The sequence below is a fragment of the Halomonas daqiaonensis genome, assembly GCF_900109725.1.
Classification (GTDB): domain Bacteria; phylum Pseudomonadota; class Gammaproteobacteria; order Pseudomonadales; family Halomonadaceae; genus Halomonas; species Halomonas daqiaonensis.
The window spans coordinates 1-15,395 of sequence record NZ_FOBC01000002.1 but is presented as its reverse complement, the minus strand read 5'-3'; the positions used below and the strand labels follow the sequence as shown (position 1 = coordinate 15,395).

Annotated in this window: 13 protein-coding genes and 1 pseudogene; 9 read left to right on the top strand and 5 right to left on the bottom strand. The window is 62.1% G+C overall.

Annotated features, from left to right (window positions below; genetic code table 11):
* Nucleotides 1–19: 19 nt before the first annotated feature.
* From BMY30_RS01455 to galE, 9 genes are all read left to right on the top strand, one after another.
* Nucleotides 20–2,065: a bi-domain-containing oxidoreductase gene (locus tag BMY30_RS01455; RefSeq protein ID WP_244516088.1), complete on the top strand. Its 2,046-nt coding sequence runs from the start codon at nt 20–22 to the stop codon at nt 2,063–2,065.
* On the top strand, nt 2,058–3,212 hold the full coding sequence (wecB, locus tag BMY30_RS01450) for a non-hydrolyzing UDP-N-acetylglucosamine 2-epimerase (RefSeq protein ID WP_211607193.1): 1,155 nt from the start codon (nt 2,058–2,060) through the stop codon (nt 3,210–3,212). The genes BMY30_RS01455 and wecB overlap by 8 nt, the downstream gene beginning before the upstream one ends.
* A gap of 28 nt (nt 3,213–3,240) precedes the next feature.
* Nucleotides 3,241–4,560, top strand: coding sequence for a UDP-N-acetyl-D-mannosamine dehydrogenase (gene wecC, locus BMY30_RS01445; protein WP_089709892.1), 1,320 nt, complete (start codon nt 3,241–3,243; stop codon nt 4,558–4,560).
* 81 nt (nt 4,561–4,641) lie between these two features.
* Complete coding sequence (locus BMY30_RS01440; RefSeq protein WP_089709889.1) at nt 4,642–4,962, top strand: type II toxin-antitoxin system MqsR family toxin; 321 nt, start codon at nt 4,642–4,644, stop codon at nt 4,960–4,962.
* 14 nt (nt 4,963–4,976) lie between these two features.
* Complete coding sequence (locus tag BMY30_RS01435; protein ID WP_089709888.1) at nt 4,977–5,549, top strand: type II toxin-antitoxin system MqsA family antitoxin; 573 nt, start codon at nt 4,977–4,979, stop codon at nt 5,547–5,549.
* A complete protein-coding gene (locus BMY30_RS01430) occupies nt 5,542–6,009 on the top strand; it encodes a hypothetical protein (protein ID WP_089709884.1) in 468 nt (155 codons plus the stop codon). Before BMY30_RS01435 ends, BMY30_RS01430 begins: the two co-directional genes overlap by 8 nt.
* Before the next feature lie 105 nt (nt 6,010–6,114).
* Nucleotides 6,115–7,818: a heparinase II/III family protein gene (locus BMY30_RS01425; RefSeq protein WP_089709882.1), complete on the top strand. Its 1,704-nt coding sequence runs from the start codon at nt 6,115–6,117 to the stop codon at nt 7,816–7,818.
* Nucleotides 7,819–7,860: 42 nt separating this feature from the next.
* The gene (locus BMY30_RS01420) at nt 7,861–9,132 is read left to right on the top strand and encodes a glycosyltransferase family 4 protein (RefSeq protein ID WP_089709880.1); all 1,272 of its coding nucleotides are present in this window, start codon (nt 7,861–7,863) and stop codon (nt 9,130–9,132) included.
* Between the two features lie 69 nt (nt 9,133–9,201).
* Nucleotides 9,202–10,218 carry a UDP-glucose 4-epimerase GalE gene (gene galE / locus BMY30_RS01415; RefSeq protein ID WP_089709878.1) on the top strand — a complete coding sequence of 339 codons (1,017 nt, stop codon included), beginning with the start codon at nt 9,202–9,204 and terminating at the stop codon, nt 10,216–10,218.
* Between the two features lie 63 nt (nt 10,219–10,281).
* On the opposite strand, the gene BMY30_RS01410 is transcribed toward galE, so the two are convergent.
* From BMY30_RS01410 to BMY30_RS17470, 5 genes and pseudogenes are all read right to left on the bottom strand, one after another.
* Entirely contained in the window at nt 10,282–11,277 is a 996-nt protein-coding gene (locus tag BMY30_RS01410) for a site-specific integrase (protein WP_244516087.1), read from the bottom strand.
* Between the two features lie 184 nt (nt 11,278–11,461).
* Complete coding sequence (locus tag BMY30_RS01405) at nt 11,462–12,988, bottom strand: DEAD/DEAH box helicase family protein (protein ID WP_089709874.1); 1,527 nt, start codon at nt 12,986–12,988, stop codon at nt 11,462–11,464.
* Complete coding sequence (locus BMY30_RS01400; protein ID WP_139195447.1) at nt 12,985–13,626, bottom strand: hypothetical protein; 642 nt, start codon at nt 13,624–13,626, stop codon at nt 12,985–12,987. The genes BMY30_RS01405 and BMY30_RS01400 overlap by 4 nt, the downstream gene beginning before the upstream one ends.
* Before the next feature lie 804 nt (nt 13,627–14,430).
* Nucleotides 14,431–14,835 (bottom strand): hypothetical protein, encoded by a 405-nt coding sequence (locus BMY30_RS01390; protein WP_089709870.1) that lies wholly within the window; start codon nt 14,833–14,835, stop codon nt 14,431–14,433.
* A gap of 401 nt (nt 14,836–15,236) precedes the next feature.
* Nucleotides 15,237–15,395, bottom strand: a pseudogene (locus BMY30_RS17470) (IS5/IS1182 family transposase); the annotation flags it as partial.

Below are 15,395 nucleotides of genomic sequence, written 5' to 3'. Positions count from 1 at the left end.
ATCTGCTGGTACCGAAAGGATGCTGGTGGATTTCGGCCGTGCTTCTTACCTGCAGAAGGCTCGCCAGCAGCCCGAGAAAGTCAAAATGGTGCTGGAGAAGGTCCAGACCGCTGGATTGATGAGCACGGTAGATGCGGTCCGCTCCAAGCTGGCTCAGCCGCTGCCGCTGGGCTATTGCAATGTCGGGGTGGTGAGCGAGGTAGGCAAGGGTGTAGGTGGCTTCAAGCCCGGTGATCGTGTGGCGTCAAACGGGCCCCATGCCGAGATCATCAAGGTGCCGCAGAACCTCTGCGCGCGCATTCCCGACAATGTCAGCGACGAGCAGGCGGCCTTTACCGTGATGGGCAGCATCGGCCTGCAGGGCATCCGCCTGGCGCAGCCGACCCTGGGCGAGGCCTTTGTGGTCACCGGGGTGGGGTTGATCGGCCTTCTCACCGTGCAACTGCTGCGGGCTCACGGTTGCCGCGTGCTGGCTATCGATTTCGATGCCGCCAAGTTGGCCCTGGCCGAGCAGTTCGGCGCCGAGACCTGCAACCCCGCGCAGGGCGAGGACCCGGTGGCGGCGGGCATGGCCTTCAGCCGTGGCCATGGCGTCGACGGGGTTATTATCACCGCCTCCACCCAGTCCAACGATCCGGTCACCCAAGCGGCACGCATGAGCCGCCAGCGTGGGCGGATCATCCTGGTCGGCGTCACCGGGCTGGAACTCAATCGTGCCGATTTCTACGAGAAGGAACTCAGCTTCCAGGTCTCCTGCTCCTACGGCCCGGGCCGCTACGACCCGTCCTACGAGGAAGAAGGCCATGACTACCCGCTGGGATTCGTGCGCTGGACCGAGCAGCGCAACTTCGAGGCGGTGCTGGATATGCTGGCCATCGGCCAGCTGAATGTCGAACCGCTGATCACTCATCGCTTCGCCTTCGACAAGGCGCCGGACGCCTACCGGGTACTGAGTGAGGAGCGCGCGGCACTGGGTATCCTGCTTGAGTACGATGCTCCGCTGGCGCAGCGTGCGGTCTCGTCTGTCACGCTCAACCGCGAGGCCCACTTCGATGCCGCCCAGCCGGTGCTGGGCATGATCGGCGCCGGCAACTATGCCTCGCGGGTGCTGATCCCCGCCTTCAAGGCGGCCGGAGCCCAGCTGCATACCCTGGTCACCGCCGGTGGCATCAACGGGGTCATTCATGGCGAGAAGGCCGGCTTCGCCGAGGCGTCCACGGATATGGCGGCCTTGCTGGCAAGCGACACCGTCAACACCCTGGCCATCGTGACGCGCCACGATACCCATGCGAACTTCGTCGGCCAGGCGCTGGCGGCGGGCAAGCATGTATTCGTCGAGAAGCCCCTGGCGATCACCGCCGAGGGGCTGGCCGAGGTGGAGGCGGCCTACCATACCGCCTATGCCAGCGGGCGAAGCCCCCACCTGATGGTCGGCTTCAATCGCCGCTTCTCGCCCCAGGTGCAGAAGATGAAAGCACTGCTGGGCGCGGTGAAAGAGCCCAAGAGCTTCATCATGACCATGAATGCCGGGGCCATTCCCCCCGAGCACTGGACCCAGGACCCGGCAGTGGGCGGTGGTCGCATCATCGGTGAGGCCTGCCACTTCATCGACCTGATGCGCTTCCTGGCCGGAAGCCCCATTGTCTCGGTGCAGGCACGGCGCATGGGCGACAATCCCGGCATGGCGATCACCGAGGACAAGGCGGCCATCATCCTGGGCTTCGCCGATGGCTCCTTCGGCACCATCCACTACCTGGCCAATGGCGCAGCGAGCTTCCCCAAGGAGCGAGTCGAGGTGTTCGCCGCCGGGCGCGTGCTGCAGCTCGACAATTTCCGCAAGCTCAAGGGCTTCGGGTGGCCGGGCTTTCGCAAGCTCAACCTGTGGAAGCAGGACAAGGGCCAGAAGGCCTGCACGGCGGCATTTCTTTCTGCCATCGCGGAGGGCAAGCCCACGCCCATCGCCGCCGAGGAGATCTTCGAGGTAGCGCGGGTAAGCATTGAGGTCGCCGAGTCACTGCGACACATGGACAGCGTTCAGGCCAAGGAGGCGAATACCGATGCATGAGGCCGAAACAACCATCAAGACGCTATGCGTTTTCGGCACGCGCCCGGAAGCGATCAAGATGGCACCGCTGGCCCTGGCCCTGCAGGCCGACCCGCGTTTCGAGCATCGCCTCTGTGTGACCGGCCAGCATCGCGAGATGCTCGATCAGGTGTTGGGCCTGTTCGAGCTGGTGCCCGACCATGACCTGGCAGTGATGCGCCCTGGACAGGATCTCACCGATGTCACATCAACCATCTTGCAGGGCATGCGTAGTGTGCTGCAGGCCGAGCGGCCCGATGTGGTGCTAGTGCATGGCGATACCGCCACCACCTTCGCTGCGACCCTGGCGGCCTACTATCAGCAGATTCCGGTCGCCCACGTGGAAGCGGGGCTGCGCACCGGTAACCTCTACTCGCCGTGGCCGGAGGAGGCCAACCGCAAGCTCACCGGCGCGCTGGCAGCACTGCACTTTGCCCCCACCGAGCTGTCCCGCCAGAACCTGCTGGAAGAGGGCATCGCTCCCGAGACGGTCAAGATAACCGGCAATACCGTGGTGGATGCGCTGTTTGCGGTGGTTGCCAAGCTGGACGCCCGGCCCGAGCTGGCCCAACTGGAGCAGGTGCCTGTTGGCCTTGGTGCACGAGGCCCGTCTCGGCAGAAGCTGATCCTGGTGACCGGGCATCGCCGAGAGAGCTTCGGCGGCGGCTTCGAGCGTATCTGCCAGGCGTTGCGTGAGACGGCGGTTCGCCACCCCGAGGTGCAGATCGTCTATCCGGTGCACCTCAATCCCAACGTTCAGGAGCCGGTCAATCGGCTGCTGGCCGATATCACCAACGTGCATCTGATCGAGCCGCTGGACTACCTGCCGTTCGTCGGCCTGATGAACCGCGCAGATATCATCCTTACCGATTCTGGTGGCATCCAGGAAGAGGCGCCGTCGCTGGGCAAGCCGGTGCTGGTGATGCGCGACACCACCGAGCGGCCTGAGGCGGTGGATGCCTGCACCGTCAAGCTGGTGGGCACCGACGTGGCGGCCATTACCCGCGAACTGAATACCCTGCTGGAGGATCCAGCTGCCTACGAAGCGATGAGCCGCGCCCATAACCCCTATGGCGACGGCAAGGCCTGTGCCCGGATCCTGGACGCCCTGGCCACCCAGTATTCGTAATTCCTTTCTTCAAGCACTGGACGCTCCCATGACTTTCAATACGATCTCCGTGATCGGGCTGGGCTATATTGGCCTGCCCACCGCCGCCGTTATCGCCTCGCGTCGCAAGCCGGTAATCGGCGTGGATATCAGCCAACGGACGGTGGACACCATCAACCGCGGCGAAATCCATATCGTCGAGCCCGAACTGGATATGGTGGTGCATGGGGCCGTGCACGAAGGCTATCTGCGCGCGACCACCACGCCGGAACCGGCTGATGCCTTCCTGATCGCGGTGCCCACGCCCTTCAAGCGTGAGGAGGGTAGGGAGCATGTGCCCGATCTGACCTATATCCGCGCGGCCAGTCAGTCAATTGCCCCGGTGCTCAAGAAGGGCGACCTGGTGATTCTGGAGTCCACCTCGCCGGTGGGCGCGACAGAAAGCATGGAAGCCTGGCTCGCCGAGGCGCGGCCGGACCTGACCTTTCCCAGCCAGCAGGGCGAGGCCTCGGACATCCGCTTGGCCCACTGCCCCGAGCGCGTGTTGCCCGGTCATGTGGTGCGCGAGCTGGTGGACAACGACCGGGTGATCGGCGGGATGACGCCGCGCTGTTCCGAGGCCGCCTGCGCGCTCTATCAGCTGTTCGTGCAGGGCGAGTGTATCACTACCACCGCGCGCACCGCCGAGATGGCCAAGCTGACCGAGAATAGCTTCCGCGACGTGAACATTGCCTTCGCCAACGAGCTTTCGATCATCTGCGACAAGCTCGATATCAATGTCTGGGAGCTGATTCGCCTGGCCAACCGGCACCCGCGGGTGAATATCCTGCAGCCAGGGCCCGGGGTGGGCGGCCACTGCATCGCTGTGGACCCCTGGTTCATCGTTAGCGAGACCCCGGAGCAGGCGCGGCTGATTCGCACCGCCCGCGAGGTCAACGACGGCAAGCCCGAGTGGGTGATCGACAAGGTCAACCAGGCGGTGGGGCAGCTCCTCGGCCAGCATCCTGATCGCACCGCCCGCGACGTCACCGTGGCGTGCCTTGGGTTGGCGTTCAAGCCGGATATCGACGACCTACGCGAAAGCCCGGCGTTGGCGATTACCCAATCGCTGAAGGCCCAGCTGCCCGGCAAGCTGATGGTGGTGGAGCCCAACATCGAGGCGCTGCCGGCAAGCCTTGAGGGCGCCAAGCTCACTAGCATCGATACGGCCCTGAGCGAGGCCGATATCATCGTGCTGCTGGTCGATCACAAGGCGTTCAAGAAAATCGGCCGCGAACGGCTGGACGGCCACTACCTGGTGGACACCCGCGGGGTGTGGACGGGGCAGATTCGTCGTCGCACCGATTCGGGGGTCATGGAGCCCGCCTGAAGGGGCGTCCTGCGGCTGGCGCATAGCCGGATTGCACGTTACACTCAAATAGCTAACCATGATGGTTAGGAGAGGTGGGCGGTGCCGATCTATGACCTGAACGATGTCCATGCGGCGGCAAGGCAGCTACGAATTGAATATCGGGGACGCAAGGTCATGCGCGATGTGGCGAACCTGAGGTACGAACTTGAGGATGTTGCTGACTGTCTGTCGAAGCTGAGCGAGGCGGAATTCAGCAAGAGCCATTTTCGGCAAGCCGCACCCGATGATGATGAGTACATTTGTAGCCATCCACGGCCGGATAGCCAAGATGGAGAGACGGATCAGCTATACGTGAAATTTTGCTTGATCAATAACTGCCTGGTCGTGGATCTGGGTTCTTTCCATCTGGCGCAGTTTTGAGAAGAGGTGGCATCATGGGACATTGCAAACTGTGCGGTTCCCACGAGATTCAGCAATATACCGAAGTAGAGCCGGTGAAGTATAAAGAAACCGTGCTACAAGTGCCGATGGAGTATTCGGTATGTGCCGAATGCGAAAGGGAGTTTGTCGCAACGGAGCAGATTCGACGTAATGATGCTGCTGTCCGCGATGCGAAGCGTGCTCAAGATGGCCTGCTGACCGGTAGTGACATTGTTCGCTTGCGCAGTGAGCTCAAGCTCAATCAGGAAGTGGCGGCTCTACTATTTGGCGGGGGGAGAAATGCCTTCTCCAAATACGAAAGGGGTGAAGTGACCCAAAGCGCTTCGATGGATAGATTGCTTCGTTTGTGCTACCGCCACCCGGAACTGGTCGAAGATTTGAAAGCCTTGAGTCACCGCTCTTGTGCTTTTCGGATGCGTGTTATCGGCCACCAGGTATCCGGCGGATCAGGCGATACCGAGTCCTGGGAGACCCACCCTCCAGATGCCGGTGATGCCGTGGACAGCAGCGATTTTTCACACTATCGCGTCAAGACCTTGGTCGTAGAAGAGTTGCAGTATGGATAAGCAACTGATTGCCGAGGCAGCGGAACAAGTAGAGATTGTCGATATCTATCTCTATAGCTCTACCGTGAGCCGGCATGATGAAATTCATCAGAATAATATTCCCGAAGGAATGGTGCAGCAGGATAAGCTGGCCGTTTCTGTCGATCTACTGGAGCTTATTGAGTCCGTCGAGGATGGGGCCGATAGCCTGCTGAGGGCTCGTATCGATTATGGGGTGAGATTTGTACTTCTGCCTGTGACAGGCGATGAAGATTCGGTACATGTGCTGGCTGAGATCACGGCTTGCTTTGCTGCGACCTACCGCTACCGAGATGGCCTTTCCGAAGCGGCAATCAGTGAATTCATGCGATACAATGCCGTACATAACACTTGGCCGTTCTGGCGTGAGCACGCATTGCGGATGTCGGCGGAAGCACGCTTGCCACGTCCCACCATTCCCTTGATGAAACCGGTGAGTTGACGAACCTCTTCTATCGAGGATTCAAGAATCGACGATGGTGTGATAGTTAACCGCCGAGGCTGAGTCTTCGGCGTTATTTTTTTGGCCTTGAAAACGGAACTTTTAATGTTGTCGCGTTACTCGCGCCTGTTACACACCATCCGCTACCTCAAGCCTCGGCAGATCGGCTGGCGGCTCTATTACCGCTTGCTGCGACGCCGCGTGCATCGGCAGGCCATAGCCCCGCTGAAGCCGGTGGAACAGCGCCAATGGATCGGCGCCTGGTCGGCACCGGCCTGGATGACGTCTTGTCGGGTAAGAGCCGATGAGTTCGAGTTTCTCGGCGAGCGCGGTGCGCTGAGGGAAGCCGCCGACTGGAATGCTCAGTCTAAAAGCAAGCTATGGCTGTATAACCTGCACTACCTGGATGACCTTTGCGCAAGGGGTGCGGAGGGTCGTCTTGCCGAGCACTGCGACCTGGTGGCGCGCTGGGTGGACGAGAACCCACCGCTTGCGGGTAATGGCTGGGAGCCCTATACGCTCTCGCTGCGGTTGGTCAATCTGGTCAAGTGGCTAAGTGGGCCGGCGTGGCAGGGCGAGGAGTCGGTGCCCGATGCCTGGCGGGCAAGCCTTGCACGCCAGGCCCAGGCGCTCTCGGCACAGCGTGAGTACCACATCCTCGCTAACCACTTGTTTGCCAATGGCAAGGCGCTGACCTTCGCGGGGGCCTTTCTGGAGGGTGACGCGGCCGAGCGCTGGTTGAAGCAAGGCCTGGCCATTCTCGATGCCGAGATTCCCGAGCAGTTTCTGGCCGATGGCGGGCATTTCGAACGCTCGCCGATGTATCAGGCCACCCTGCTGTGGGACCTGGCGGATCTGATCAACCTGGCAGAGTGCAGCGGCTTGCCGGCTCTTCAGGCGCGGGCGCCGACCTGGCGCGAGGCTCTGGCCAAGGGCTTGGCGTGGCTCGAGATGATGACTCATCCGGATGGTGAGATCGGCTTCTTCAATGACGCCGCCTTCGGCATCGCCCCGAATCTGACCGATCTGCAGTGCTATGCCGACCAGCTGAGGCTGACGGCATCGGGGCAAGGGACCTTAGCGGTTGCTATTGAACAGAGCCGCCTGCCGTTTGTCGTCCGGCATGCGCAGCCAAGCGGCTATGTGGCGGTAGAGTTGGAGGAGGGGGGGAAGGCGCTGCTAGACCTTGCGCCGGTAGGGCCGGACTATCAGCCTGGCCATGCCCATGCCGATACCCTGAGCTTCGAACTCAGCCTATTTGGCCAGCGTGTGCTGGTCAATTCCGGTACATCACAGTATGGCGAGGATGCCGAACGCCATCGCCAGCGTGGTACCGCCGCCCATAACACCGTCACGGTAGAGGGCGAGAACTCCTCCGAGGTATGGGCAGGCTTTCGCGTTGCACGGCGTGCCAGATCGGGACCGGTGGAAATCGCGACCCAGGCCCAGGAGCTGACAGTCGCGGGAAGCCATGACGGCTACCGCCGTCTGCCAGACAGGGTGATGCACCACCGTGCGTGGCACTTTCGGGAAGGTGAGCTCCGTATCCATGACCACCTCGAGGGTTGCTGCCAACACGCTGAGGCGCGTTTCCATTGCCATATCGAGGTATCGGTCGCGCTGGACGATCCCCAGCATGGGGTCTTGACCCTGCCCGATGGGCGAGAGGTGGCGTTAGCCATTGAAGGCGGCGATGCTCACATCGAGGCGACCACCTGGCACCCTCGCTTCGGCGAGTCCATCCCCAACTCCTGTCTGGTTGTGGCGCTCACATCGAGTGAGTGCGTTACCTCGTTCCGCTGGGGCTGAATCCCCTGCCTCGCTATTCTTTGCCTCTTCAAGACACATGCCATGCGTATCCTGTTTCTTTCTGACAATTTCCCCCCCGAAACTAACGCGCCCGCCAATCGGCTCTACGATCATGCTGTGCGCTGGGTCCAGGCTGGCCATGAGGTCACGGTGGTCACCTGTGCGCCCAACTTCCCGGAAGGTGAGGTTTTTTCCGGTTACCGCAACCGTTGGCATTCGGTGGAACAGTGGGAAGGCATTCGGGTAGTGCGGGTCAAGAGCTATATCACCTCCAATGAGGGCTTCCTCAGGCGTACCCTGGACTACGTCTCCTTCATGGTCAGCGGCTTTATTGGTGGCCTGTTCCAGAAGAAGCCCGACCTCATCGTAGCGAGCTCGCCGCAATTCTTCGCCGCCGTGGGGGGCTGGGCCCTGGCGGCGGTGCGCCGCAAGCCGTTCGTATTCGAGCTGCGTGACCTCTGGCCGGCTTCCATTGTGGCTGTTGGAGCGATGGAAGAGAGCCGCACCATTCGAGTGCTCGAGAAGCTCGAGCTGTTCCTCTACCGGCGTGCTAGGCGCGTGGTAGCGGTCACCCAGGCCTTCAAGCAGGACCTGGTGGAGCGTGGCATCGACGGCGACAAGATTGACGTGGTGCTCAATGGCGTGGACCTGACGCGCTATCAGCCCATGCCGGCTGATGAGCAGCTGCGCCGTGAGCATGGGCTGGAGGGCAAGTTCGTGGTGGGCTATCTGGGCACTCATGGCATGGCCCATGCGCTGGATAAGGTACTCGAGGCGGCCGAGCGGCTGCGACATTGCGAAGACATCGTCTTCCTGTTCGTGGGTGCGGGTGCAGCCAAGGCCGAGCTCGAGGCCCGGGTTCAAGGGCTGGGGCTTACGAACGTGCGCTTCGTGCCGCGCCAACCCAAGGACGCCATGCCCGGCTACTGGTCGCTGTGCGACCTGGCGCTAATCCCTCTGCGCGACACTCCGGTGTTCGAGAGCGTGATCCCCTCCAAGATGTTCGAATGCATGGCCATGGGCATCCCGGTACTGATGTCGTTGCCGGAAGGTGAGGCCACCGGCATCCTGCACGACGCCGGTGCTGGTGTATGCGTGCCGCCGGAAGACCCCGCCGCCATGGCGGAAGCCATTGAAACGCTGAAGGATGATACTGCGCAGCGAGAGGCCCTACGTGACAGCGGTCTCGCTGCTGCTCAGACCTATTCGCGGGATCGTCAGTCAGAGAAGATGCTGGCGGTGTTGGAAAGGGCCGCAGGACGAGATGTTGGCGGTGAAGCGGGCAGCACACGCAACGCCAGCGAGCGAGGCTGATGTATTGCCCAACATGAGTGTCCATTCAAGAGGGAATATTTTAACGATTGATCAGGAGTAAAAGAGAGCATGTCGATTTTGGTCACCGGCGGCGCCGGCTATATCGGCTCGCATACCGTGGTCGAGCTGCTGCAGGCAGGCCGCGAGGTGGTGGTATTCGACAATCTGGTCAATGGCTCCCGCGAGGCCTTGCAGCGGGTCGAGGCGATCACCGGCAAGGGCGTGCACTTCATCGAAGGCGACGTGCGCGATCGCGCGCTGCTGAATCGGCTGTTTGCCGAGCATGAGATAGACGCAGTGATTCACTTCGCCGGGTTGAAGGCGGTGGGCGAGAGCGCCGAGCAGCCGTTGGCCTATTACGATACCAACGTGCATGGCTCATTGGTGCTTTGCCAGGCCATGGCCGCGGCGGAAGTGTATAAGCTCGTGTTCAGCTCCTGGGCTACCGTCTACGGGCCGGACGCGCCGGTGCCCCATGTGGAAAGCATGCCGCGGGGGCGCACGTCCAACCCCTATGGCAGTTCCAAGGCGATGGTGGAGCAGGCGCTGACCGACTTGTGCCATGCTGATGCACGCTGGTCGGTGGCGCTGCTGCGCTACTTCAACCCCATCGGCGCCCACCCTTCGGGGCTGATTGGCGAGGATCCGCGCGGCATCCCCAATAACCTGATGCCGTTTATCGCCCAGGTGGCGGTGGGGCGTCGGCCCGGGCTTGCCATCTTCGGTGATGACTACCCGACCCAGGACGGCACCTGCGTGCGCGACTACCTGCATGTGATGGACCTGGCCGCCGGGCATGTGGCCTCACTGGCGTGCCTCGAGCAGCCGGGGGTGCATATCTACAACTTAGGCACCGGGCAGGGCGTCTCGGTGCTGGAGATGGTTAGGACCTTCGAACAGGTGACCGGTCAGCGCGTGCCGTATCGCATCGCGCCGCGCCGTGACGGCGATCTTGCCGCCTTCTGGGCCGATGCCGGCAAGGCAGAACGCGAGTTGGGTTGGCGCGCCGAGCGCGGGCTCGAGGAGATGCTGCGCGACACCTGGCGCTGGCAGGAAAGGAACCCACAAGGCTATGGCGCAGGCTGAGCCCAAGGTCGATAACGTCATGAAAGCAGCCCGGCCAAGTGCCGGGCTGCTGCGTTTTGGGACTCAATCCTCCAGTGAAAAGAAATCCCCCGCATTGTCTTCGAAGGCATCGGCAATCCTAATGTAGCGCTCGAAAGTTCTCTGATCGCGGTGCCCGCTCACTCGTTTGATCTGAAGGTCGCTCTTGCCACGTAGATGCGCTTCGGTAATGAATCCTGCCCGGAAGCTATGCGGCGTGTACCCCTCTGAGATCAGATCGGCCTTCTCCATGGCCTGTTTCATTCGGACATAGACGTTGCCTGACGACATGCGGCCCGCTCCCAGATTTCCCTTGCAGGTAATACCACGAAAGATCGCACCACGAGTGATGCCGGAGGCGGCGAGCCAGGTTTCGAGCGTCGCGACGGGACAATAGGCGGTGTTCGCAGGTGCACGCGGGATGCTCTTGGTCTCGATGCGCCCTGTTCGATTCGCTTTGCTGTGATGCAGCGTAATGGTGACACCCTGAGGCAGCCATTGGAGGTCCTCGACGGCGATCGCCACGATTTCGCTGCGCCGGAATGCCCCATAGAAGCTCAGCAGGAATAGAGCACTGTCACGCAGCCCATGCAGTGACTCACTGCCAATGACCTCCAGCAGGCGATGTAGCTCCTTGAGGCGCAGAGCAGGGGCGGACGCCTGTCGCGTATCACGACTCTTCTTGATACCCCGCAAGACACTGCGCACCGCCATGGTTTTGACGGGCGAGGGGAGGTTCATATATCGGTGCCACGTGTGCAGCGAATTGGCATACCGCTCCAGCGTGGCGGGCTTCTTGCCCAAGGCATTCTGTGCGGACAAGTAATTGGCGATATCGGTGTCCGTGGCAGGCAGGGGGCCACCGGCTGTCTGATAGATTCGGATATCGGCCCGCATGGCGCGCACGCTGTTGGCCGAAACACTCTGGGCGAGCAGGCGCCGAGCCTCACGTGAGAGCCCCTCATGGCTGACGGAAAGTCCTGAGCGGGCGGAGTGCTGTGTCGAGCGGGCGAGTTTTCGAAGTTGTTTTTTGGATGTCATAACGATGCACCTTGGACAAAGGGGGCGTCAGTAGGGCAGATACTGCCTGCCACTGACCTCACTGCGTAAGTGTCATGCCAAGCCCATCCCGGCGACGTCACATTGAACGTCCAGCGCTGAGACGGGCAGCAGCCGGCGATGAGGGCCTGTCACGCGACGTGGTCGACGATGAGCCGCCGGCTGATTAGGACAACAGCCGCAAGGCCACCAGGCGTTCAAAGAAGGCTCGCGAGAAGGCCACATCCGGATCCAGCTGCTCGGCGCTGCCGGCGGTGTCCAAGGCAAGCTGCGTCGATGTCTCACCTTCCTGACGGGCTCTGGCAGCCTCCGCGCTGTCATCGAGCGGTGCCGCATCCTGTGGCGTCAACGACGGTGTTGGCGCCCTGTTGGCCGTGGGGGCTGCCGGATCTGAAGCCGTCTCCGGCATCGGAAAGGAGACCGTGGCCAGGTCCTCAGGCAGGTCATCGGCCACACGCCTTGCATAGCGTCTCAGGTGCGGCTCATTGAGGGCGTACAGGAAGCAGTCGGCGTCATCGTTCCCCTGCCGACGGATAATCCTGCCCAGTACCTGCCGGAAATGCTGCTCGGTGCGAATATGGCTCAGGTAACAGCACACCCGCAGGCGTGGTATGTCGACGCCTTCGCTGACCATGCCGACCGAGACGATCCACTGGGTGCTGTCATCGCGGAAGGCGTGCAGACGGGCATGGGCATTGGGCGCCTTGCTGGTGACCAGGCACACCGATTGCTGCCGATCCTCCAGGGCCTCCGCAATCGCTTCGGCATGCACGATGTCGGAGGCGACAACGAGGCCCGCCGCGTCCATGTCCCCCTGGCGAAGGCATGCCAGCTGCTCGCAGCCCAGGTCCAACAGGTGTCGCATCGGCTCGTCATGCCGCAGTAGGCTGCCGTAGTGCATCGCCGGGTGCTTCAGCAGGTGGGGAATGCTGGTGAACCGACGGGTTTCGCGTCGTCCGCTGCGGGCGTGGTAGCGGGTGAGGCGGATCGAGCGGTTGTCGATCAGCTGCAAACGAGGATGGCGACACACGCCATCCTGAATCGCCTGGGTGAGGGTGTAGATGAAATCTGGCTGAAGCTGCTGACGAGGTGGTGGCGTCGCGGCATCGTCGGCAGGGGCGTCATCGACAGGGGTGTCAAGATACCGCAACAGCGGCAGGCAGCTACCGTCGGTGCGCCAGGGGGTACCCGAGAGGGCCAGAGTGAAGCGCACTTGACGCTCAAGGGCCATCAAGGCCATGCCCCACTGGTTGGCGCTCTCGCGTGCGTCGGCGTGCCCCGCGGCATGGTGGCTTTCATCCCAGATCAGCAGCACCCTGGCGTCGCGTCCCAAGCGCTGCAGCTCCTCCAGGCAGTTTCGCAGGGCCTGGTAGGTGAGGGCGGTCCCGCTCGCCCCCAGCCGGCCATGCATGGCTTTCCCGGTCACCTGGGCCAGTGTTTCGGCCGCACGCTCCACGACCGAGGCCGTCGGCCCGAGGTAGAGCACATAATCGATATCCCCGCGTGCCATCAGCTCCCGTGTCAGCACCGCCGCCATCAGCATCTTGCCGGCGCCGGGTGTGGCCTGACACAGGAAATGGGCATGGGACGGGGACAGGGTGGCCAGGGCCTGGTCGATGCAGGCGGCCTGCCAGGGACGAAGTGCCGGTAGCTCACGAGGGTGTCCGGTCATCTGGTGGTGTGATGCGCTCATGATGAGACCTCCTTGTCAGCCATTGAGTGATGCAGGGTGACGACGGCATCCAGCGCCCCTTTCAGTTCACCACCCCGGCGGAGGGCAGCGTCATGCAGCGGTTCGATCTGGGCGTGCCGCTCGGGGAATTTCTGCAGGATGTGGCCGTAGTGGTTGGCTTCCCCCAGGGCGGCATTCATCTCGAGTTTCAGGCGATGGCGTTCACGAGACAGGAAATCGGCAAACGCCTCCACGCTGTCCGTCTCACTTGTGGCCGATGAGGGGGCATCATCCGTGATGTACTGATCCGCATCACCGCCGTGACTCGCTGACATGGCTGGCGCCCCTGGGCTGGAGACAGGGTCGGCAGGCAGGTCGATGATCTGGTAGACGGGGCGGTGCTTGCCTTGGACACCGACACGCTGTGCCAGCCCTTGCCGTTTCAGTGACCGAAGACGATCACGTGCCCGCAGGTAGATGGCCTTGCTGTCCGCCGTCTCAAGCTCGGGGTACTTGAGCAGTTGGTCGCGTAGCTCGCAGGCGGTGACGGGCTCCCCTGACTGCGCGCAGTGGGCCAGCAGCGCCGTGAGACGATCGGCAATCATGCCGGAGAAGGTATGCCGAGAGGGGGCGGGAGTGGGGCTTTGCGGTGCCATCATGATTCCACCTCCCACGGGGCATCAGTACCCTCGAGGTCAGCGGCTTGTGCCAAGGCGGCTGTCTTGCGCATATGAGCATGATATCGGCGGTAGCGAACGGTTTCGCTGCAGTTGGATGCCAAGGCTGACATGGCCATGGCGCGGTGGGCAGCAGCGCGCGCACGGCGGCTACTGCGTTGGGGGGATGGGGACAGATAGATCATGGGTAGGGCTCCTTGGATGTTGGAGCCACCCCCGCTGTCGCCAAGCAGTGATGGGGGCGGCCGTACGCGGGTTGGCGAACCGGCATCCAAGGGAACCGGCAGACCCGAAGGTCTCCCACGCACGACCGCCATAGACACATGGCAGACACAAAAAAAGCGCCAGCCATGGCAAGGGCGCTTGTGCGCCTTGGATAATTCGGGTCGCCAAACCCGGTCGAACATTTTGGCTCGACAGCTTTAAGTTAGCAGAACACTTGTCTTGCGTAAACCCTCGCCAACATCATGAAAAGGCGGGCGACTCGAGGCCCGGAGAGCCTCATCAAGTCGGCAGAAACCTCAAGCCATCGAGGGAAGAGGGGAGCGGGAGTCTGGCTGAGCCGAGTCAGGTGGAGGTCCCGACACCCCACGCCAGTTATTTGCTCGTGGTTGTTGAGATAACGGGCTTCGCCCTCAGTCTTTCACGCGGATGCTCGGCCGGGGACAGCGTGAAGGGCTCCAGCGAGTGGGTTCGCCAAGGGCGGACACATGGATACCGTACGTTGTTGGGTATGCCAAGGAGGCTTTCCTGGATGGAGTCATAACCACCCTGAGCGCAGGGCCGTCACAGATTGACCCTGCCTTCATCCCCTATGATCACAGGGCGCAGCATGTTGACGTGCAACCACGTCTCGCGCAGTTCGGTGAGGTCCCCTCGGGCGATGACGTCCAGCGGTGACCGGCCATTGAAGCCTTCGTTGTGGTTGACCATCGACATGAAGCCGTACACGTTCGACGGGTTGTCGAAGATCACTCGCAACGCAGCATGGATGTTGAGTATGTAGCTGATCCGGGTCAGGTGGTCTTCATCCAGGTTGACCTGCCATTCGGGCTCACGGCGCCTGGCAAGCGCATAGTTGTCAGGAGAGACTCGCAGGATCGCTGTGCCCTGCTCACAGCTGGCCCCCCACTTCTCCAGGATCGTGACGGCTACCTGTAGTCCCGTGGTGGTCTTGTTCTTGTTCGACATCGCCATCTCCCCCCTACACGGATACTTCTACCTCAACTTTGGCACTGACGCGGGCCCCCTGGATATCGGCTGACGTGGACTCGCGACACCCGCTTGAGTGGGTGCCCGCTCCCGACTATGGCTTGCGCGCATCAAGCTCCAGATCCTACCTAGCCCCGGCAGGCAGATCGTGGATGCCGTCGCCAGGCGGCTGGCCCGTCAACGTAAGCGGTGAGAGCAGGCCGCGGCCTCGTCTCCGGCCTATGGAGTGAGGCCGTCGCCGCTAGGGAACCGCTGAACAATGCTGTTCTGGGTAGTTGAAGAGCCAAAATGGCCCGATCATCGCTTCAGCGATCCCTACCTGACCACCTCAGGTGGTCTGTTTTACCCGACAGCCGGGTTATCCGGCTGCCAGGCCGGATTCAAGACACACTGACCCCGTCAACGCATCCCTGGCATCGTCCTGCCAACACCAGATTGCCGAGAGCAAACAGGGTGAACAGCTGCGCCTGGTTCTTGGCCAGCCCCTTGTAGCGAACCTTCCGATAGCCAAAGAGGTTCTTGATGACATGAAACGGATG

Coding starts and splice junctions, on each gene's coding strand:
- BMY30_RS01455 (WP_244516088.1), top strand. CDS start 20: ATGCTGGTGGATTTCGGCCGTGCTTCTTACCTGCAGAAGGCTCGCCAG.
- wecB (WP_211607193.1), top strand. CDS start 2,058: ATGCATGAGGCCGAAACAACCATCAAGACGCTATGCGTTTTCGGCACG.
- wecC (WP_089709892.1), top strand. CDS start 3,241: ATGACTTTCAATACGATCTCCGTGATCGGGCTGGGCTATATTGGCCTG.
- BMY30_RS01435 (WP_089709888.1), top strand. CDS start 4,977: ATGGGACATTGCAAACTGTGCGGTTCCCACGAGATTCAGCAATATACC.
- BMY30_RS01430 (WP_089709884.1), top strand. CDS start 5,542: ATGGATAAGCAACTGATTGCCGAGGCAGCGGAACAAGTAGAGATTGTC.
- BMY30_RS01425 (WP_089709882.1), top strand. CDS start 6,115: ATGTTGTCGCGTTACTCGCGCCTGTTACACACCATCCGCTACCTCAAG.
- BMY30_RS01420 (WP_089709880.1), top strand. CDS start 7,861: ATGCGTATCCTGTTTCTTTCTGACAATTTCCCCCCCGAAACTAACGCG.
- galE (WP_089709878.1), top strand. CDS start 9,202: ATGTCGATTTTGGTCACCGGCGGCGCCGGCTATATCGGCTCGCATACC.
- BMY30_RS01410 (WP_244516087.1), bottom strand. CDS start 11,277: ATGACATCCAAAAAACAACTTCGAAAACTCGCCCGCTCGACACAGCAC.
- BMY30_RS01405 (WP_089709874.1), bottom strand. CDS start 12,988: ATGAGCGCATCACACCACCAGATGACCGGACACCCTCGTGAGCTACCG.
- BMY30_RS01400 (WP_139195447.1), bottom strand. CDS start 13,626: ATGATGGCACCGCAAAGCCCCACTCCCGCCCCCTCTCGGCATACCTTC.
- BMY30_RS01390 (WP_089709870.1), bottom strand. CDS start 14,835: ATGTCGAACAAGAACAAGACCACCACGGGACTACAGGTAGCCGTCACG.